General features: G+C 53.0%; 16 protein-coding genes and 1 pseudogene. 13 read left to right on the top strand and 4 right to left on the bottom strand.

The features are described 5' to 3' along the window. A pseudogene (locus ACYZT5_RS02165) lies at window positions 1-220 on the bottom strand (cytochrome C); the annotation flags it as partial. Window positions 221-499: 279 nt separating this feature from the next. Here ACYZT5_RS02165 and ACYZT5_RS02170 point away from each other — a divergent pair. The 5 genes from ACYZT5_RS02170 to ACYZT5_RS02190 all read left to right on the top strand — a co-directional run bounded on the left by ACYZT5_RS02170 (window position 500) and on the right by ACYZT5_RS02190 (window position 5,541). Then, window positions 500-997, top strand: coding sequence for a hypothetical protein (locus ACYZT5_RS02170; RefSeq protein ID WP_462049582.1), 498 nt, complete (start codon window positions 500-502; stop codon window positions 995-997). Window positions 998-1,458: 461 nt separating this feature from the next. Further along, the gene (locus ACYZT5_RS02175) at window positions 1,459-2,016 is read left to right on the top strand and encodes a polysaccharide biosynthesis/export family protein (RefSeq protein ID WP_462049583.1); all 558 of its coding nucleotides are present in this window, start codon (window positions 1,459-1,461) and stop codon (window positions 2,014-2,016) included. A gap of 86 nt (window positions 2,017-2,102) precedes the next feature. Then, window positions 2,103-3,158, top strand: a complete 1,056-nt coding sequence (locus tag ACYZT5_RS02180) for a hypothetical protein (RefSeq protein ID WP_462049584.1) — start codon at window positions 2,103-2,105, stop codon at window positions 3,156-3,158. A 20-nt stretch (window positions 3,159-3,178) separates the two neighbouring features. Next, window positions 3,179-4,741 (top strand): GumC family protein, encoded by a 1,563-nt coding sequence (locus ACYZT5_RS02185; RefSeq protein WP_462049585.1) that lies wholly within the window; start codon window positions 3,179-3,181, stop codon window positions 4,739-4,741. A 68-nt stretch (window positions 4,742-4,809) separates the two neighbouring features. Next, the gene (locus ACYZT5_RS02190; RefSeq protein ID WP_462052170.1) at window positions 4,810-5,541 is read left to right on the top strand and encodes a CpsD/CapB family tyrosine-protein kinase; all 732 of its coding nucleotides are present in this window, start codon (window positions 4,810-4,812) and stop codon (window positions 5,539-5,541) included. Window positions 5,542-5,585: 44 nt separating this feature from the next. On the opposite strand, the gene galE is transcribed toward ACYZT5_RS02190, so the two are convergent. Further along, on the bottom strand, window positions 5,586-6,563 hold the full coding sequence (gene galE, locus ACYZT5_RS02195) for a UDP-glucose 4-epimerase GalE (protein ID WP_462049586.1): 978 nt from the start codon (window positions 6,561-6,563) through the stop codon (window positions 5,586-5,588). A 244-nt stretch (window positions 6,564-6,807) separates the two neighbouring features. Here galE and ACYZT5_RS02200 point away from each other — a divergent pair, with 244 nt between their 5' ends. Beyond that, window positions 6,808-8,454 carry a phosphoethanolamine transferase gene (locus tag ACYZT5_RS02200; RefSeq protein ID WP_462049587.1) on the top strand — a complete coding sequence of 549 codons (1,647 nt, stop codon included), beginning with the start codon at window positions 6,808-6,810 and terminating at the stop codon, window positions 8,452-8,454. A gap of 64 nt (window positions 8,455-8,518) precedes the next feature. Here ACYZT5_RS02200 and ACYZT5_RS02205 read toward each other — a convergent pair whose 3' ends face one another. Then, the gene (locus tag ACYZT5_RS02205; RefSeq protein ID WP_462049588.1) at window positions 8,519-11,140 is read right to left on the bottom strand and encodes a glycosyl hydrolase family 5; all 2,622 of its coding nucleotides are present in this window, start codon (window positions 11,138-11,140) and stop codon (window positions 8,519-8,521) included. A 5-nt stretch (window positions 11,141-11,145) separates the two neighbouring features. Next, window positions 11,146-12,669: an O-antigen ligase family protein gene (locus tag ACYZT5_RS02210; protein ID WP_462049589.1), complete on the bottom strand. Its 1,524-nt coding sequence runs from the start codon at window positions 12,667-12,669 to the stop codon at window positions 11,146-11,148. A gap of 91 nt (window positions 12,670-12,760) precedes the next feature. On the opposite strand from ACYZT5_RS02210, the gene ACYZT5_RS02215 reads away from it, so the two are divergent. From ACYZT5_RS02215 to ACYZT5_RS02245, 7 genes are all read left to right on the top strand, one after another. Then, the gene (locus tag ACYZT5_RS02215; protein WP_462049590.1) at window positions 12,761-14,137 is read left to right on the top strand and encodes an oligosaccharide flippase family protein; all 1,377 of its coding nucleotides are present in this window, start codon (window positions 12,761-12,763) and stop codon (window positions 14,135-14,137) included. A gap of 137 nt (window positions 14,138-14,274) precedes the next feature. Beyond that, window positions 14,275-14,469 carry a hypothetical protein gene (locus tag ACYZT5_RS02220; protein WP_462049591.1) on the top strand — a complete coding sequence of 65 codons (195 nt, stop codon included), beginning with the start codon at window positions 14,275-14,277 and terminating at the stop codon, window positions 14,467-14,469. Beyond that, window positions 14,466-15,935: an FAD-dependent oxidoreductase gene (locus ACYZT5_RS02225; RefSeq protein ID WP_462049592.1), complete on the top strand. Its 1,470-nt coding sequence runs from the start codon at window positions 14,466-14,468 to the stop codon at window positions 15,933-15,935. The genes ACYZT5_RS02220 and ACYZT5_RS02225 overlap by 4 nt, the downstream gene beginning before the upstream one ends. Window positions 15,936-16,067: 132 nt before the next feature. After that, window positions 16,068-16,685, top strand: coding sequence for an acyltransferase (locus ACYZT5_RS02230; RefSeq protein WP_462049593.1), 618 nt, complete (start codon window positions 16,068-16,070; stop codon window positions 16,683-16,685). Further along, window positions 16,678-17,634 carry a glycosyltransferase family 2 protein gene (locus ACYZT5_RS02235; RefSeq protein WP_462049594.1) on the top strand — a complete coding sequence of 319 codons (957 nt, stop codon included), beginning with the start codon at window positions 16,678-16,680 and terminating at the stop codon, window positions 17,632-17,634. Before ACYZT5_RS02230 ends, ACYZT5_RS02235 begins: the two co-directional genes overlap by 8 nt. 8 nt (window positions 17,635-17,642) lie before the next feature. Continuing rightward, the gene (locus tag ACYZT5_RS02240; RefSeq protein WP_462049595.1) at window positions 17,643-18,167 is read left to right on the top strand and encodes a serine O-acetyltransferase; all 525 of its coding nucleotides are present in this window, start codon (window positions 17,643-17,645) and stop codon (window positions 18,165-18,167) included. A gap of 43 nt (window positions 18,168-18,210) precedes the next feature. After that, entirely contained in the window at window positions 18,211-19,188 is a 978-nt protein-coding gene (locus tag ACYZT5_RS02245) for a glycosyltransferase family 2 protein (protein WP_462049596.1), read from the top strand. Window positions 19,189-19,194 lie beyond the last annotated feature (6 nt).

A 19,194-nucleotide genomic window follows, 5' to 3' on the forward strand; every position in this document is an offset into this window, starting at 1 on the left:
TCAGTCATTCATCCCGTCTTCAATCGCGATGCCTTTTGCGCGCATCGCCTTGATCGGCGCGGCGCGTGTGCCAGGGAGATTGAGCAGGTTTCCTGGCGCAGCGCCGAGACTTCTTCGGCGCTGGAAGGTCAGCTGCGCATTGTTTGGCGCGGACTACGACATGCCGGGAACCCGCACCAAAAACATCTCGCCCGCCGGATATTTTCAGGACGTTGCCGACAGTGTTTCGTCGCCCGGTGCATGGCGCTGCGCCGGGTCGGAGGCGAGCGTCCTGTTGCGGGCTAATGCCCAAGCGCGAAGCTATTTCATACGGATAGATTTACTCAACTGGCGTGCTTACCATGTCGTTATTTTGACGCCACCCTCCGTAAAATGAAATTTAGATTTATTATGGTGACGAGCTATTGACGCAATGGCGATGTGCACATACGCTCATTTTAGCCGATAAAGATTTCTTCAACCGACAAAAGAATAACCCCCTACGCAAGGAGGCGGTGTTATGCGCTCAACACTTGTCATTAAATTTGTGTTGTTGTCTGTGATCCTGAATGGTGCAGCCGTTGCTAGCGCTCAGGCGACCAGTTTGGCCTATGAAATTAGTCGCATAGGCAGCGCTTGCGAGGAGTTAGGGCCTCAACTTTGTACGGCTCTCAAAGAGCACACGGGTGGCGCACTGCTTACTGTTGGAAAGGGCCTTGGCTTGCCTTCATTGATCACCGATATTTACGTCGATGATGCCCATTCTGCGAAAGTTAACAGTGTCATACATCACGCTGACTCGGTCATGGATGTATCCGTCAATTCTTCTTCGCGTGACGGATTAATGGCGGCGGTTGACAATAAGCAATTCAAGATTGATTCATCTCTCCAGGATAAAAGTCTGGTGGGGGTATCTGATATCAACCAACCCAATGCAGTACCGCTTTCTGCGGCAGCATGGTTATTTTCTTCCGCGTTGTTTGGTTTTATTGTGGTCGCCAACCGACGGAAGATATAGGTGGTTGTTAACGTTTTTGGCAATAAGGGTTGTTTAGGCAGTCACTCTGGTGGCTGGGTAGACACACAGCTTTATGTATTGTTTTTGCGAATGATGTCTGTCTTGTAATGATGCTTTGTTTGTAATTGTTGATATCAGTTAGTTGCGCTGACCAAAGTAGTCATAGCCGGGCTGACGGTGTCGCAGTTGAGCCGGCTCAAGCGGGCATGGTGTAGTTAATATTGGCGCGGAATGCATCAGAGGTGGTTTGCTCGCTCCAACCTGTTGTTAAATAACAGCATTTTTCTTTTTTTTGCACTAACGTTCCGGTTTTGGGTGTATTGCATTGGCGGAATTGACCGCCCAGAAGCTCGAAGTGATTGCTGTTTAGTAGTTTCTTTGGCTTGAAATAGGCTAGAGTGATTTGACTAGGTTTTTTTGTTCTAAACTCCTTGCATGGCTACTTAGACGGAGGGATCCCGATGTTCCGTTCATTGATACCTGTGCTGTGCGCGCTGGCCGTTTGGCCCAGCATTTCCAGTGCCGTCGAAAACGACGCAGCTTACCGGTTGAGTCCGGGAGATTCCCTTTCTGTTTCCGTTTGGGGTGAAGACAAGCTGAAACAGGAGGTGAAAGTACTTCCCGATGGCAGCATTACCTTCCCGCTGGCAGGACAAGTCGATGTTAAGGGGCTTGATACCACCGCTGTCGCGGAGAAAATCGCTGCCAAGCTTGAGAAATTCATACCTGATCCGCAAGTGAGCGTTGTCGTCACAGGCACCGAAGGTAATCTCGTCTACGTTCAGGGCAAAGTGCTGAAACCCGGCACCGTGCATATGCCAGGTCAAACGTCAGTGCTGCAGGTAATAAGCATGGCGGGCGGGCTCGACAAATTCGCCGATAAAGACGACATTAAGGTTGTGCGGCTCAATGGGGCTAAACAAGAGATCCTGCGCGTCGACTACAGCGAGTTGATGTCAGGGAAAGACATGACCACCAATTTTATACTTAAAGCCGGCGATACGCTGGTCGTGCCTTAGCCTTGCGCGAGGCACTAAGGATTACTTTGCTTGGATTTCGAACTACCGGGGTTGCGACGGCAATCCTGGCTTTGTCGTGTTCGGACATGGCCTATGCTGCGACTTGGCAATCAGCAATAGCAGTGCCTTCGACGGTCGAGTACGACAGCAACCCACTGCTGCTCACGAGTGGTGAGAAGGGGGTGACCCGTACCATCATCGCCCCCGATTACAGCCTCGTGGGTACTTCCGGACGGGATGAATACCAGTTCGGTCTCGGGTTAAATATCGTGCGTTCGTCGGATACGTCCATCGTTTCGGACCGTGAAGACCCCAGGTTAAGGTTAGGGTGGCAGCGCGAGACCGAAACGGGTGCTTTTGGACTCACGGCGAGATATGAAGAAAACTCTACGCTTTCCACGGTGGTTCAGGAAACCGGCGTAGTTGCCTCCGATGGCACGCAAAAGATGTATTTGGTGGGCGGCAACTGGAGCACTGCTCTCAGCGAGCGAAGTACCCTGGTTAACGAGACTGACTACACTCATGTCACTTACGATATTGATTCACTGACCGACTATGACGAGCTGGCGACCCGCTTCAGCTGGAACTATGCATGGAGTGAGGAGGTCGAGCTGTTCACCCGTTTGAGCGTGAGGCGCTATGAGCCGGAGGAGGGATCTGCGGTGGCTTCCTCAAACAGCTACACCCCCACGGTCGGCTTGAATGTCCAACTCTCCGAGCGGCTTAAGGGGACGGCCTACGCGGGTCTCAACCAAGTCTCCGGCACAGGTAGCGGCCCCAAAGGCCAGGGCGGTTTAATGTTGCAATATGCCGGTGAGCGTATTGATACCAGCATCGACGCCAGTCGTAGCACTCTCGCCAGCGGGGACGGTGGTTTCGTCGAGGTTGATGCCCTGAGGGGGACATGGAGCTATGCCGTCGACGAGACCCGACGCACCGGTTTCGATGTCTCCTGGCAAGACTCCAAAGGCCGGACGCCTAATACCCTGCAAAATTACAGTGCCTGGTTTAGCCAAGAACTCTCGCCTTTTTGGATTGCACGCCTATCCTACACATACAAACAACGCCAGCAAGATGGCTTGCCGGATGCCACTGCAAACGTCGTCGGGTTGACGGTGACTTATAGTTATCCCGGTCTCTGAAATTCAGGTGTGTGAGAAATATGGCCTCTGAATACGAAATGTCGTTCAACGACTACATTGCTATCATCAAGCACCATGCGCTGCTGTTGATCCTGAGTTTCGTGGTCATACTCGGCGTGTGCGTAGCGGTCGCGCTCTCTCTCCCGCCTACCTATGAGTCATCCGGCACGATTCTGGTGGAGTCCCAGCAGATTTCGCCAGACTTGGTGGCGGCGAACAACAATACCTTTGCCGATGAACGCATCGAAGTCATTCGCCAGCGCGTGATGACCCGTGAGCATCTGGAAGGGATCATCAACAAATACAATCTTTTTGATTCGCAAAGCCGGCAACTGAACGTTACCGAGAAGATCGATGAAATGCGCAATGCGATTACAGTCTCCCTGGTCAGTGCTGCCGTTAAGGGGCGTGGAGAGGTGACAATCGCTTTCCGTATTGGCTTTGAGCACAGGCAGCCAGAGATTGCGAACAAAGTTGCCAACGAGCTGGTGACGCTGTTTCTGGATGAAAACATCAAGCAGCGCACCGCACGCGCCAGTGAAACCACAGAGTTCCTGACGCAGGAGGCGGACAAGCTCAGGGTGGAACTGGAAGCCTTGGAGAATCGGTTGGCGGACTTCAAGCAGGCACACAGCAACGCGCTGCCAGAGCATCAGGAGTTGCGCATGAATATGTTGTCGCGCGCCGAAACCGAGCTTAAAGAGGTCGACCGTGACTACAAAACTGCCCGTGAGGAGTTGCGCTTCAATGAGCTGGAGCTTTCCGCCGCGAATGCCGGGCTAGCGACCAAGCCTGGAGCACCCGGTGCGGCAGTTGATAAACCACAGGATCTGGCTAGCCTCAAAGCGGAGTACACCCGGTTGCAATCGCTGTATACGCAAGCCCACCCCGACGTGCGTGCCGTCAAACGCAAAATTGCTGCACTTCAGGCTGGCAAAGGTGCTGATGGTGCAGCGGCTTCGGTCAATCTGGACATTGCCAAGGCTCAGGCGCGGATCTCCGCAGCAGAAGCACGTATCAAGTCGCTGGCCGATCAAAAGCAGCAAATACTCGGAAAAATAGCCGAATACGAGGCGCAAATTCTTGAGACGCCGCAAGTCGAGCGCGGCTTGGTCACGGTGATGCGTGACCATGATAACGCTCGTAAAAAATATGAGGAGATTCGCACGAAGGAAATGGGTGCGAAAATTTCCGAAAGCCTGGAACAGGAAAACAAAGCCGAGCGTTTTGTTCTTCTGGAGTCACCGCTGATGCCCGAAAAGCCGGTACGGCCGAACCGTAAAAAAGTGGTTGCCATGGGCTTCCTGCTTGCCCCGGTGGGTGCTGGCGCACTGGTGATGCTCCTCGAGATGATGAGTCAGCGTGTGCGCGGTGCCGCGGCCTTGGCCAGCGTGCTGGGTAGACGCGTATTGGTTTCCATTCCCTACATTCACACCAAGGCTGAACTGGCACGCCGCAGGAAGTGGCGAATGCGATTGATCGTCTGTGGCGTCGTTATGATCGCGATCTTTCTGGTGCTCCTGCACTTCCTCTACATGCCTCTGGATCTTCTGATGTTTAAAGCTCTGGGCCGGTTTGCATAAGGAATATAGCCATGGAAATAATCAAGCCTGATACCGAAAAAGCCGAGCAACAGGCCTCGTCAAAAGCCATGACACCGGCCGCGCAGCCCACAGGTCTGAATGCGCTCAGTTATGTGCAAACCAAGGTTGTACCTTTGCGGCCAGATCACCTTGAGCGCAACCGCATTGTGGCTTACAACAAAAATTCGAATATGGGCGGGGCTTTCGATCTGCTGCGTACACAAGTTCTAAAAATCATGGAAGAAAATGGCTGGCGCACGCTCGCCATCACCTCGCCGACGCCGGAGGCAGGCAAGACGGTGTTGGCGATCAACCTGGCAATGAGTATCGCGCATCACACCACCAAGACGGCGTTACTGGTGGACTTCGACTTGCGTCGTCCGAAGGTGGGTGAGTATCTGGGGCTGCCGATGGATAAATCGCTTAATGAATTGTTGGCAGGTGAAGCTGAACTGCAAGAAGTACTGGTCAATCCGACCTTGCCGCGCTTTGTGGTCCTGCCGACGCGTGAGCCGATTCCTCTCTCCACCGAGGTGCTGTCATCGCCCGCAGTGAGCCATTTGATTGCTGATCTGCGCGAGCGCTACAACTCACGCATCGTGATTGCCGACATGCCGCCGGTGTTGAGTTCGGATGATGTTATTACCATCTTGCCCAAGTTCGACTGCGTCCTGCTCGTGGTCGCCAATGGATTGAACAGCAAGAAAGAGATCGAGGAATGCCTGCATCATCTTGGGACCGCCAATCTGATTGGCACGGTGTTAAACAAAGCCGAGCCCGAAAACCGCTCTTACTACTAAAGCGGCACCCTTAGGCGCTCGGCGTTATGCGTCAGCGCCGACTTTCAGTGCCAAGGGTACTTCTGCTCCCAGCTCCAGGCGTGCGCCACTATCTGTTCAAGTGAGCCAAATTGCGGTTGCCAGCCAAGTAATGTGTTGGCCCTACGGGGATCGGCCACAAGGCGTGGTGGATCACCCGCGCGACGTGGCGCTTCGCTGACAGAGATATCCTGGCCGGTCACATAGCGCGCGGTCTCTATCACTTCCTGTACTGAGAACCCTTGACCGTTACCGAGGTTAAACGCCGTAGTTGCACCCCCTGCCAGCAGATAATCCACCGCAAGTGCGTGAGCTGCAACGAGATCGACAACGTGGACGTAGTCGCGAATGCAAGTGCCGTCAGGCGTGTCGTAATCACGGCCATAGACGGTGATGGATGCGCGCCGTCCGGAGGCTGCTTGCAGAATCAAGGGCAGCAGGTGGGTTTCCGGTTCATGGCGTTCACCTAACTGTCCTTCAGGGTCTGCTCCGGCGGCGTTGAAGTAGCGTAGGCAGACCGATTTCAGCCCGTAGGCGCGGTCGAAATCTTCAAGCATCTGCTCCACCATCCACTTGCTGCGTCCATAAGGGTTGATCGCGGCCTTGGGATGCTCCTCGTCGATCGGTACATACAGCGGGTCACCGTAGACGGCGGCGGTCGAGGAAAAAATGAAGTTTTTAACGCCCGCACGAACCATGGCCTGTAGCAGGGTCAAGGTGGCGGCCAAGTTGTTTTGGTAATACTTGGCAGGTTCAGTGACGGATTCGCCCACCTGTATAAAGGAGGCGAAGTGGAACACGGCATCAAAGTGGTGTCCCGCAAACAGGGCATCCAGCGCCTGTTCGTCGGCTATGTCCAGTTCGACCAATGTCCCGCCCCTCAACGCGCTGCGATAACCCGTCGAGAAATTGTCTGCCACCACAAGATCGAAACCTGCACTCAGTAGCTGCTTCACCATGTGCGAGCCGATATAACCCGCGCCACCCACCACCAAAAATTTCATCCTGATCTCCGATTTCCTGGGCACTATTGCTGTGCAAGCACCGATTGAAATGTCAGAGCGATCCGCCTGACCATTAGATTAAAGGACAAGTTGGATTTTTCGCTACAAGCTTGCTGGCAATAGCCGAGACTCGCTACGTTTGGAGCGCCAAAGGAGAGAATATTTCGAACAAGATACAGCGAGCACTCCAATTGGAGCTACCCTCTGAGGAGGCATATGGGTAACCTGTGAGAATAATTATCAAATGAAAAACTCTGCCAAAATTATCGATTACTCATTAAAAATATTTAAAGCAGAATGGCCAAATTTAGTATTGTGGTCATATCTGCTATCACCGTTGATTATTAGAACGCTAACAAACTATCAATACTCTAAAATTGATTTATTGGTCTTTTACACCCTTGGCATGTCGGTGTTGTGGCTTTTGGCAATTCGATTTATTTCATCCAGTCAATTCAAGGTTCACCTCATTCTGCTGCCATTCTATTTGGCAGCAGCTGTTGATCTCTTTTTGGTTTTGAATTTCAACGCGAGATTAACAGCTGCCTATATATTTATTGGCTTGACAAACCATCAGGAGGCAAGCGAATTTTTGCCGACCTATTGGCAACCCATCAGTATCGTTTTGGTGATTTTCATATTTTGCTATGGGGCTGGATTAATTGGCCTGCATAAGCGCGAATTATATAAAAACAAAGGTATTTTCGTTTTGGTTGTTAGCGCCTTGCTAGTGGGGTATGGGGCGTATTTTTATAAAACCGTCAAGCTTAATTCTTTCGGGAAATCTGCAGTCATGGATCTCCTTGCAAAAGATCAAAGTACGCCAGCAGGTTATTTGTCGCAAGTTGCCCTTACTGCAAACTTGTATTTGGGGACTGAGGAACTAATCAAGCGCCGTCGGGAATTTGATGTAAAAATAACCAGTCTGTCGAATCAATCAAATATAGACACCATTGTTTTTGTAATCGGTGAGTCATCACGGCCGCAAAACTGGTCCCTCTACGGCTATAACAAGGAGACAACCCCGAATCTCGGTAAGCAGGCGGGGATTTTCAAGTTCAATCAGATCTGTACGACAGCCCCCTATACCTCGTTCGCGGTACCTTCAATGCTGAGCCTTGAGCCTATATCGGATTGGGACGCCATTGCGTCAACAAAATCATTGGTGAGTATATATCGCGCAGCCGGGTACATGACCTATTGGTTGTCTGTACAGGAGGTTGATAGTTTTGGCGGAATAATTCCACAAATAGCTGCAGAGGCACAGTACCGTCAATATTTTGAAAGAAGCTATGATGGAGCATTGATTTCAGAATATGAAAAAATACTAAATAAAAGCGATACAGAAAAGAAAGCCATATTCATTCATGTCAAGGGTAGTCATTTTGAGTATTCACGTCGATACCCAGAACAGTTCGATAAGTTCAAGCCGGAAACAAACAGCTTCAAAGACAAAATCACCGCAGAATATGACAATAGTATTTTGTATACGGACTGGCTATTAAGCACAATTATTGATCAATTGAAGTCAAGTAAAAAACCATCTGTCTTGTTTTATTCATCGGATCATGGTGAAAACATGATGGATGACAGTCGAGGGCTCTTGGGTCATGGAATTGGCAATAAATATGATCTCCCGGTTTCCGCATTTATCTGGGCATCCGATAATGTTTCAAGCCAGCAATCGCTCAAGCTTTTAAAGTTGAAGGAAAGAGAAAGTCAGAAAATCAGCATATCCTCCTTGCCACATACTCTTTTAAATATCACAGGGGTTTTCACGAGCAAGTACAAAAGTTCGGATGATTTATTAAGTGATGATTTTGTATCGTCGAAATGTCCACATCTGCTCGGCGCAGGCTATGTTCCATCGTTTGATTTTGACGCCCTTTAAATAGCCCGCGCGGAACAACACCGCAAGGTGTTGTTCCATCAGGTTGAGGTCGGCTGCGCATCGCCTAAGGTTGTGCTTGCGTGACGTCTTTTTTCAAAAACAACCAGTTCGACGCCTGCAAGCCGTCGAACTTGATTGTATAGCGGCCATCAAGGTAGGTCGCGGGCAGCTTCTTCATTTGCCTCAGAATGCCGTGGGTGAACAGTGTCAAGCCTTGCGGCGCCTGGATGGTTAGCGTGCCCTCGAGGGGCTCAACGTAAAAGGGTATTTTGTCGCCGTCCTGGGGGATGGCACGGGTGCCTAACGAAATCAGTAAGTCCTGCGATCGGCCCAAAGGCGCGTCGTCCAGACTTTGCACCACCACACTGGCGTTGGCGGTCTTCACTTGAACCTTAATGTTGGCAAGGCTGATCGACTCGCCGCCGATCCAGCCGGTAGCGGCCTGGGTACGCGGCGTATTGATGGTGTAGATGCCTTGTTTCCAGTTGCGCTTTAGCTCACCCGTGTCTGTCGTGGACTCGCTGGCATTGGCGTCCAGCAGCGACTGGTCAGGGTCATGAAATTCCTGTGCATTGCTTGGGATAACGCTCTGTTGCAACCAAGGTAATTCCGGCGTCTGTGGCATCGCGATTTCCAGCTTGCCTTTCTCCATAGCTGTGCGCAGGAGAGCAGAGTTGGCCGGTGTGATCATTTGGTTGAACAGGGTGCCTGGCGTCGGCGCGAAGACGTAGGTCGTTGTTGCTTCGCGAACGTCTGCACGGCGATAAAGCAAGGCGGCGGCGGGCAGGGTGGCCAGCATTGCAGGGTCGTTATAGGCGTGCCAGTTATTGGCACTCATCCCTTCGCCCCCCAGTGGCTCCTGGCTGTAGGCATATTGCATCAGTGCATCCCAGCCTTGGTGTCTGGCGGTGCCGGCGATATAGAGTGGCAGCGAGTGACGGTCTGGTGTCGGGAAGGGCTCATTGTTCCACTCGGTGACGGTCAAGGGTTTGCCGATGACCTGACCGGCGGCAATCCAATTCACTATGCCGTCGCTGTAGAGCGGGTTTTTCTCAATCTGTCCCGAGCCCCCGTAGCTATGGACATCTATTACGTCGCCGGCAGTAAGAGCCGGCAGGGAGTTCAGACCATTGCGGCCCCAGCTACTGGTCGTGGCGATGGGGACCTTCACGCCTATTCCACGCAGGTGTTGAATCATGTCGACGTTGAAACGTCGCTCCAGATCGTTAAGGAACAGCTTGGAGGGGCCTGGCTCCCAGGAGCGCCAGGTCTGGTTTGCAGATAGATTGTGCTGTTTGGCAAAGGCCTCGGCCTCGGCCATGTAGATTTTGTTGTGCTTTGGTACGTTCTTGTCTGGCAACAGGGCGTTGCCAAAGTGGTTGGTGACGTCGTTTTCGTTGGTAATCAGTACGGCGGCGATCGCCGGGTCGTCTTTGTAGGCGAGACCGGTATAGCTGTTTACATGGGTCATGTAGGCTTCGGTAAAGCGCTTCATGGCTTTCTGAATGGTGAGATTCACATAGGAATAGCCCTTGAGATAGGTAAAATTCTGTTCTTCTTTTGGCAATTCATCGAAGCCATAAATGTTGTCGTTTTCAGTAAAGACTCGCTGGACGTGCATATCGAGCCACACATAAATGCCTTCGTCTTTCAGGCACTTGATCCACCAGTCGATTTTTTTCAGCGATTCCGGGCTCAGTTGCTGGGTGGTGCTGCGCGTGACCCTACCGTCGCCAAAGATGTTCGGGAAGACCCATGGCGAGTCATGGTGGTGCAGTCGTACAAGATTGAAGCCCAGTGCCGACAGGCGTTTGGCCTGCAGCTTGATTGCATCGTCTGACGTGTTGAATAGCGTGTAGGCCGAAAGGTTGGTGCCCCAGAATCGCGCCGCAGTGTTGTCCGCAAATAGTAATTGCTCACCGGAGGCTTTGACGAAGCCGCGCTTGCCCGCAGGTTTTTCCTGAGCGTTGAGAAAGGACAGGTCGACCGGCGAGGTTTTCCAGTCGAGCTTGTCAGTCGGCCAACTCTTTGGGTCCGTCAACCCGAAGCGCTCGGTAGTGGTTGGGCCGAGCGCCACATCGCCAGAAACGCTCAAGGTGGCTGTGAAATCCTGGCGGCCAGGTTTGATCGTGTTCTTGTAGAAAAAAGCACGCACCTCGGATTTACTGCCCGGTTCTAAGTACACACTCGCCAGTGCGGGCTCGAAGCGCATTTCGATGCGTCGACCTTGTGCATTGCCCCAGGTCCAGCCGCGGTTGTCGGGTAGCAAAGTGGGCTCGCCCATTTCTCCAGCAAAAAGAGCGGGGTCGAATTCGAAGACGATGCCACCACCTGAAACGCCAGACTTCCCGCTGTGTGCATCCAGGGCAAAGTTCCAGGTCAGCTTTTGCTCGTCTTGCTTCTGAATCTGCGCAGTCAAGTCGAAATCCAGCGCTTTGTTTTTACCTGCAAGGGAGTATCGATAAGGGGTATTTACCTTGAATTCGGTCTGCAAATACGTCCAGTCCCAGTTGCGCCCAAAGAACGAGAATGTCGTAGCAACTACCGGACTGCCACCACGCTCCAGCATTGGCAGGCCATTGCGCTCATCCACACTGACGACCCAGTCCGACGCCCAGGTACGAAACGGCCAAATAGCAAAAAACAGCAGGAACAGTATCTGGGGGCGACGAAACAACTGGACCATGGGTTCTACCTGAGTTGGAGGTGGGCGCTCGCCGTGACGACCGTCGAGGTCTGCTTGAGCCTGCGTGCCATCTGAGCGTAGGCGACGCCCAGTCCAGCCACCGACCAATACACCACGGGGATCACCGTGATACTGCTAACGGTAACGATGGTGATCAGGATCCCGGCCAGTGTCGCCAGAAGTGCACGTCCGAGTCGGCGTGCCTCATCGTCTTCGTTGGGGAACGAACGCATCCCCTTGCGGATGCCCTGCAGAACACTGGCGAAAAAAACCACGAAAAGCGTCAAACCAATCAAACCGAACGACAGCGCTATGCCGATATAGGTGTTCACGATATCGATGATCCCCTGGCCCTGAATCATGGACTGCATTTCCGGTGTGCTGCGGAAATTGAAAGAACCCAGCCAAGGGTTGCGCTGGATAACGATCATGGCGTTATCAATCAAGCGCTGCCGGTAGGTGATATTTTCCACTTCCACCGTGCCGATAAACGGTAGCAGATCAAGCACTTTTTGCCCGCCCGGTACGATGGCCAGCAAGGGGAGGGCGAGCACCCCGGCGGCGGCCAGCAGCATCAGGCGTTTGATCGCTTTACGACCGGTGCCGATGAACACGACGATGATGACGGCTGCACCGATCCAGGGGCCACGCGACAGCGGTGCGAACAGACCACCGGCGAGCAACAGTGCGCCGAGGCTGCGCTGCAATTTGCTACGTACATCCTCCTGCAAGTACAGGTAAAAGCCGATGGCCACGCTGATGACGAAGCCCAGCGCGATGGCCTGGCCGGTAGTGGCGCTGGCGCGTAATGAGCCACCACGGCTCAAGTAGCCGGGATCCCATTGCATGCCCATGGCGTTGACAACCGCGCTGTACAGCTGCCAGTGCTTGGAAAATTCGAAGAGACCTATAAGCGACAGCACCATGGCAGCGAGTACAAAGCCGAACAGAGCGTCCTTGAAGTCGCTGAGGTTCTTCAGCGCCCGGCTGGCAACGTAGTAAGGTAAAAAAACTTCGAGGAACAGGTAGAGCATTTGGCGCAAGGTGTCGGTGACGGTGGTTTCGCGCAGGAAAAGCAGACTCGTCAGCAGGAGGTAGGCGGCTAACAGTTTGTCAGGCCAGGTGCGCCCGAAAGGGACCGTGTCTGCGCGCTTGCGCAGAGCCAAAAAAGTCGGAAGCAACACACACAGTGCCAGCAGACGAATATGGTTCAGGACAAAAAAATAGTTGATCAGGCCGAAGCCGGGAATCTCCGCCGGGGACGGCGGGATGAGAAACAGCAGCAGGAAAAACAAAGCCACGGGATTGCGTTCGCGATTTCGTGCGAAGGTCAAAACGATCGCGGTAATGCCTGCGTACACCCAGAAACTGTGCGAAACAAATGCCAGTAGCGTCAATACGAACCACAGATTGCGCCGACGAGTGAAATTACGGTCGGGAATCAGGTCTGCTGCTGGTCGACGTGCCATGGCAAAAACGATACCAGCAAGGACCAGAATGACGATTAACGCGCGAAAGTGCTCAGGCATGGATGATTGGACTTATTGATGAGCGACGGCTAGTGGAATGGCTAAACGCGACTATAGTTCCTTTTGAGCCATTGAGTCCGGGGATGATGTTATGTCGTTAGTTGATTTGTCGCCATCGTTGGGCCTTCGTAAGCGAGCGATCTCTGCTGGGGCATGGAATCTGGGGGCACTGGTGACGTCCCAAGCCTTTCGTTTGGGGGGCAACCTGATAATGGCCCGTCTGCTGATGCCGGAGATGTTCGGCATCATGATGATCGCCATCACCGTTTCGCTGGTTCTGCACATGCTTTCCGATGTCGGCTTGCGCCAGAACATCATCCAGAGCCCGCGTGGCGACGATCCCGTGTTTCTCAATACCATCTGGACCGTGCAGATCGTGCGCGGCTTTATCCTTTTTGCTTCGACACTTCTCCTCGCGGCCCTCGCCTGGTATGCACAGACCCGCAATCTGTGGTCGACCAATTCCACCTACGCCGCACCCGAGTTGCCGCTGGTGTTGGCCGTGACCGGTTTCTCGGCAATCATCGTTGGTTTTCAGTCGACGAAAATCGACCTGGCAGTGCGCGCTTTCCAGCAAAAGAAAGTAGTACTCACCGAGTTTGCGTCTCAGGTCGTCGGGCTGTTGGTCATGCTGGGCATCGGTTACTTCACCAGGTCCATCTGGTCGCTGGTGATTGCAGGTCTGGTTCAATCGATGGTCAACACGCTGCTGGGGCATTTCTGGTTTGAGGGCCCTTCTAACCGTCTACAGTGGGAGCGTTCTGCGCTCGATGAATTAGTCGGCTTCGGCCGTTGGATACTCTTGTCGTCGGCAGTGGGCGTATTGGCCATGTACGGTGATCGTGTCTGGTTCGGCGGCAGCATGACGGCCGGCGAACTGGGCGTTTACTCCATTGCCGTGCTGATTTTGGGAGCTGTTCAGCTTGCGTTGCAAAAGATAGTCGGGGCCGTGGCCTTGCCGGCCTTCAGTGAGGCCACAAGAACTAAGGACACTGTACGTCTCCACGCTTTGTACTACCGCTTGAAATTGATGCTCGATCTTGCCTGTCTGTTTTTGTGTGGACTGTTTTGGACTGGCAGTCCACTGCTCATCAGCATCTTGTACGATGAGCGTTACGCCCAGGCCGGCAACATGATGGCCATTCTTTCACTCTCTTTTTTCACAATGCGCTACATGCTGGCGAATCAGGTCTGGATTGCCTTGGGGCACACAAAATACCAGGCCATGGATAACATCATTCGCGTGGTCTCGTTGTGGGTGCTGCTGCCTCTGCTGCTGGCGATTGGCGGGGTCAAATATGCGATTTGGGGCGCTGCCCTGTATACGTTTCCTACGCTTATCCTGGTTTTTTATGTCAATTGTCGTCTGGGGCTGTTCAGTCTCAAGCGTGAACTGGTGGTGCTGCCAATGCTGGCGGTGGGGGCTTTGTGTGGGGAATTATTGACGGATCTTGTTAAATGGCTTTGATCTGATCTATTTCTCTTGATGTTTCCAAAGCTGTGGCACAGCGTCGCCATTGAGGTATTGATGGCCGTCGCCAAAATGTGGCCTTGATGTGTAGTTGAAATTTTCGACGTAATCTCGGTGTCGTGGAGCTTTGAATCATGAGAGAAACTGATTTGAATACCTCTGTGATGGGGCGCAGAAGCTTCCTCCAGGCTTCTGCTCTATTGAGTCTTGGAGGGCTCATGTTCGGATTTTCCGAAGCCGTTGCCCGGCCTTCTGCTGCTAAATCCGAGTTTGTTGTCATCAACGGATGGGTGCTGCCTGCCCGGCATTTTCGGCAAACACAAGCATGATCAAAGACTACCAATCGCAGAAAGAACTCCGCGACCACTATGACGTCTGCATCATAGGTGGGGGGCCAGCCGGCATTACGCTGGCCTTGCGTTTAGCCGGTAATGGTCGGCGTGTGGTGCTTGTCGAGGGCGGCGGGCACGAGTATTCGCCGGCTTCGCAGAGCCTCTACACGGTCTCATCGTCAGGCCTCGACGTCTACGCTCATGAAACACGCCTGCGCTTTCTTGGCGGGACCTCCAATCACTGGGCCGGGCGATGCCGTCCCTTTGAGCAGTCCGACTTTACCGTGGGCCCTCCGGTGGGCTTACCCGGTTGGCCCATCGCGTTTTCCGAGATGGAGCGTAATTTGCCAGCGGCTATGGCTATTGTAGATCTGCCGCCGCACTCTGGATTCAAGGCTATCAACGCTTCTTTGGACGACGCCGACTTTGAAGCTGATCGTTTCTTGCTCAGCCCGCCGACGCGATTTGCACAAAAATATGCCAAGGAACTTAATGAGACCGAAGGGCTTGATGTCTTCATCCATTGCAACTGCGTCGATCTTGAATTTGACAGCAAAACCGGCCGCATAGCGACGATAGTCGTCTCGGACTACCAGTTGCATCGAGAGCGAGTCACGGCAAATCAATTCATTCTGGCGACAGGCGCGATCGAGAATGCCAGGCACCTGCTCAACAGTGAGTCCCTGGCAGCTGGCGGTATCGTAAGCAAGGACGGTTTCGTCGGTAGATGCTTCATGGAGCACCTGAACGTCGAAATGGGAACCTTCATCCTGAACGACGGGCAGGGTACAGATGCTCGGAAGGAGTACTTCACGACCGATGCATTCGTGATGGAGCACAAGTCAGGTAAAGGGAATGTGACGGCCACGCTTGTAGCTGAAGTGAAATCCTATGGGCGAATGGCTGCCATCAAGAGCTTTTTCGAGAACCTCGTTTGCGAAGTGGGTGCGGAGAGCAAGGTTGAATTTATTGCCAAGTTCGATTGCCCTGGAGATGGGGTGCTCGGCACGCTGATCGAGCAGTTTCCCAACCCTGATAGCCGAATCTCATTGCTCGACGAGCGAGATGCGTTAGGGATGAGGAAGGCAAATGTTCATTGGGAACTGACCCCGGCAGACAGAAATACCGTCAAGTCCATAGGGCTCGAAGTGGCAAAGTGTTTTGCCGACACAGGGTTGGGCTTTGTCAAGTTGGAAGAATTCGTTTATGACGTCGATTTACCACTGACGGTCAATCCCCATGCTCATCATATGGGGACCACACGCATGGCGACTTCGCCTGAGTTTGGCGTTGTCGACGAGAACTGCAAAGTGTTCGGTGTCGAGAATCTTTACGTTGCGGGCAGCAGTGTTTTCGCTACAGGCGGTGCCTGTAACCCCACGATGCCTCTTTTGCAAATTGTTCTAAGGCTGGCGGATCATCTTAACCATCAGATGGGGCCCGGGGTGGGGAGGTATTCCTGAGCGGGAGAATTTGTGGGTTTTTTAATGTTGAATTTTAGGGAGGTGTCTACGCTTAGGGTGGTGGTAATGAAGAATCAGGGTGTATCTAACTCTGGCACAGATGTCTATCGCTGAATTATTGAGGCTGACAGGATGATTGGTCTACTGAAACGTACTATTGCTTATATTGCAAAAACAACGGGGCATGGGACCTCGCTCTATAAAAAATTCTGTAAACCGAACGGGTATGATTGGGCTAAACATATGGTTCGGTGGGGAGGGCTGCACTCCATCGGTAAAGGCGTATGGATCAATCCTGCTGCCAATATAACTGACCCTTCGCTAGTACGACTTGGAAATAATGTAGGTTTATCTTGTTGCACGCTATTCGGCCACGATGGAGTAGTTGGCATGCTCGAGGTGCGCTATGGTAAAAAACTTGACTCTGTCGGCGCTATCGACATACTTGATAATTGTTTTATCGGCTATGGCTCTATCATCATGCCGCGTGTGACTATTGGCCCGAATTCGATTGTCGCAGCCGGTGCTGTAGTCATAAAGGATGTTCCGCCTGGGGTAGTGGTTGGGGGTAATCCAGCCAAGGTAATCTGTACCTTGGATGAAGTGTTGGCGAAAGTCGAAGAGCGTAGCGCCACTTATCCGTGGATTGAACTTATCAGGCAGCGCAGTGGTGTATACGACCCGGAACTTGAACCGAAGCTTATAGCAATGAGAACGCAACACTTTTTTGGCGAGCAACCCAATGGTTAGCGCTCCCCTTGACGTGTTGGTAGTTAATTACAATACAGCGGAGTTGTTGCAACCGATGTTTAATGCGTTACGCCAGTCAAATAGTGTGGATCGCACGCGCTATTTGGTGGTGGATAATGCCTCTGTCGATAATTCGCTGGAGTGTCTGGCAACTATTTGTCCAGAGGCATTGCAACTCGCCAATGAAAATAATGTTGGCTTTGGGCGTGCCAATAATCAATTGGTTGAACACCTACAGGGCAAGTATGCGTTGCTCCTCAATACCGATGCCTTTGTTGCTGCGGATACGCTGAGCAAGACTCTCGACTACATGGAGACTCATCCTGATTGCGGTGTCCTCGGCGTTCGGTTGGTTGGACGAGAGGGAGATTTACAGCCCTCCTGTCGCTATTTTCCAACGCCGTTGAATGTCTTCCTTTCGCATACAGGGCTTGAACGCTTTTTCCCTGTGGTGAAAAGAGTCGACGACATGGCCTGGGATCATGCTTCGGTGCGTGAGTGCGACTGGGTGCCCGGGTGCTATTACCTGATCCGCCGTGAAGTCATCGACCAGATTGGCTTGTTCGATCCGCGCTACTTCCTTTATTTCGAGGAGATAGATCACTGCAAACGCGTTAAACAGGCAGGCTGGAAGGTCGTTTACTACCCGCACACCACGGTGGTGCATATCGGCGGTGAAAGTGCCAAGTCTGTTGACAAACTCAATGCGATTAGTCGCCAACTACCCACGTTACAAATCGAAAGTGAGCTTTTGTACTTCCGCAAGCACCACGGTCTGCCTGGTTTAGCCTCACATATGCTACTGGTGAGTCTGGGTGATTTGATTCTGGCGCTCAAGGCGCTATTGAAAGGCCGCGGCCGGGCCGCTTTAGGGGCGTGTTGGCAGCATACTCGTGTGACCTGGGCGCTGCTGCGTGATACCAAATTCGCTAGCCAACCAACACGGTAGAGCCATTTATGTTCGAAAACATACGTGCGGACTTGCGTGCATACGCCGGAGATTGGGGGGCTCAGGGGTTTTGGGTGATGGTGGTTTATCGCTTTGGGCGCTGGCGTTACGGTGTGCGACCGGCACTGTTACGCAAGTTGTTCTCCTTTGTATACAAGGTGCTCTTCAAGCTGGTGCAGATCGTCACGGGTATCGAGCTGCCGTGTGAGGTTGTGGTCGGGCGCAACTTCGTCATCGATCATTTCGGCGGAATCGTGATCAGTGGCTATGCGCAGTTCGGCGATGATTGCCGTATTCGCAATGGCGTCGTCGTGGGCCTCAAGAATGTGAGTGAGCCGATTGCTCCGGTGATGGGTAACAATGTTGATATCGGTGCAGGGGCCAAGGTACTGGGCAATATCCGCATTGGTAACAATGTCGTGATTGGAGCCAATGCCGTGGTGCTGACCGATGTACCGGACGACTCGGTGGCAGTGGGCGTGCCTGCGACTATCAAGAAAAGGAAGTACGCAGAATCGAGGGAATTCTCATGAACCACCCGATGGATTACTTCAATTGCGTCGCTGAGTGAACGCCATGGCTATGGGTATGGGTGTCGTTGTTATCGGTCGCAACGAAGGCCTACGGCTTGAGCGTTGTCTGATTTCTCTCGTGGGTTCGGCGGAGAAGGTTGTTTATGTCGACTCTGGATCAACGGACGGTTCAGTGGAGATGGCACTGAGGCTTGGGGTCGAGGTGGTCGAGTTGGACATGGCGATTCCCTTTACGGCTGCGCGTGCGCGCAATGAAGGATTTGCCTGCATACAACGCTTATTGCTAGCGATGCGTTATGTGCAGTTCGTCGACGGTGATTGTGAGGTTGTCGGCGGTTGGCTGTCCCGGGCGCAGGCTTTTCTTGATACACATCCTGACGTCGCGGTGGTCTGTGGACGGCGCCGTGAACGTTTTCCGCAGCACTCGGTTTACAACTTACTGTGTGATTTCGAATGGGATACGCCGGTAGGTGAGGCCAAGGCATGTGGTGGCGATGCGCTGATGCGGGCTGACGCCTTTGCCGAAGCGTCCGGGTTTCGACCGGGTCTTATTGCCGGGGAAGAGCCTGAATTGTGTGTACGTCTGCGTGGGAAGGGTTGGAAGGTCTGGCGTCTGGGCGAGGAAATGACCTTGCACGATGCAACCATGACCCGGTTCGGCCAATGGTGGCAGCGTACCCTGCGCGGTGGATATGCCTTTGCCGAGGGCGCATTTTTACATGGGGCCGCACCGGAGCAACATTGGTTGCGTGAGTCGCGCCGTGCCTGGTTCTGGGGATTGGGTGTCCCGCTGGCGACTGTTTTCGCGAGTTTGGTGTTGGGATGGTTTGGGCTGCTTCTGCTGCTGATCTATCCATTGCAAGTCGTGCGCCTCGCCCGCGGGGGCGATAGATCCACGCGCGAAAACTGGCTGCGGGCTTTCTTTCTCGTGCTGGGGAAATTTCCCGAGATGCTCGGGCAAGTCAAGTTTCTACTGAACAGATTCGGCGCCGGCAAGACAGCGTTGATCGAATACAAGTGAGACTGA

The sequence above is a fragment of the Pseudomonas sp. LB3P14 genome (genome assembly GCF_054898045.1).

Coding starts and splice junctions, on each gene's coding strand:
- ACYZT5_RS02175 (WP_462049583.1), top strand. CDS start 1,459: ATGTTCCGTTCATTGATACCTGTGCTGTGCGCGCTGGCCGTTTGGCCC.
- ACYZT5_RS02235 (WP_462049594.1), top strand. CDS start 16,678: ATGGTTAGCGCTCCCCTTGACGTGTTGGTAGTTAATTACAATACAGCG.
- ACYZT5_RS02225 (WP_462049592.1), top strand. CDS start 14,466: ATGATCAAAGACTACCAATCGCAGAAAGAACTCCGCGACCACTATGAC.
- ACYZT5_RS02210 (WP_462049589.1), bottom strand. CDS start 12,669: ATGCCTGAGCACTTTCGCGCGTTAATCGTCATTCTGGTCCTTGCTGGT.
- ACYZT5_RS02205 (WP_462049588.1), bottom strand. CDS start 11,140: ATGGTCCAGTTGTTTCGTCGCCCCCAGATACTGTTCCTGCTGTTTTTT.
- ACYZT5_RS02240 (WP_462049595.1), top strand. CDS start 17,643: ATGTTCGAAAACATACGTGCGGACTTGCGTGCATACGCCGGAGATTGG.
- ACYZT5_RS02200 (WP_462049587.1), top strand. CDS start 6,808: ATGAAAAACTCTGCCAAAATTATCGATTACTCATTAAAAATATTTAAA.
- ACYZT5_RS02220 (WP_462049591.1), top strand. CDS start 14,275: ATGAGAGAAACTGATTTGAATACCTCTGTGATGGGGCGCAGAAGCTTC.
- ACYZT5_RS02180 (WP_462049584.1), top strand. CDS start 2,103: ATGGCCTATGCTGCGACTTGGCAATCAGCAATAGCAGTGCCTTCGACG.
- ACYZT5_RS02215 (WP_462049590.1), top strand. CDS start 12,761: ATGTCGTTAGTTGATTTGTCGCCATCGTTGGGCCTTCGTAAGCGAGCG.
- ACYZT5_RS02245 (WP_462049596.1), top strand. CDS start 18,211: ATGGCTATGGGTATGGGTGTCGTTGTTATCGGTCGCAACGAAGGCCTA.
- ACYZT5_RS02190 (WP_462052170.1), top strand. CDS start 4,810: ATGACACCGGCCGCGCAGCCCACAGGTCTGAATGCGCTCAGTTATGTG.
- galE (WP_462049586.1), bottom strand. CDS start 6,563: ATGAAATTTTTGGTGGTGGGTGGCGCGGGTTATATCGGCTCGCACATG.
- ACYZT5_RS02170 (WP_462049582.1), top strand. CDS start 500: ATGCGCTCAACACTTGTCATTAAATTTGTGTTGTTGTCTGTGATCCTG.
- ACYZT5_RS02185 (WP_462049585.1), top strand. CDS start 3,179: ATGGCCTCTGAATACGAAATGTCGTTCAACGACTACATTGCTATCATC.
- ACYZT5_RS02230 (WP_462049593.1), top strand. CDS start 16,068: ATGATTGGTCTACTGAAACGTACTATTGCTTATATTGCAAAAACAACG.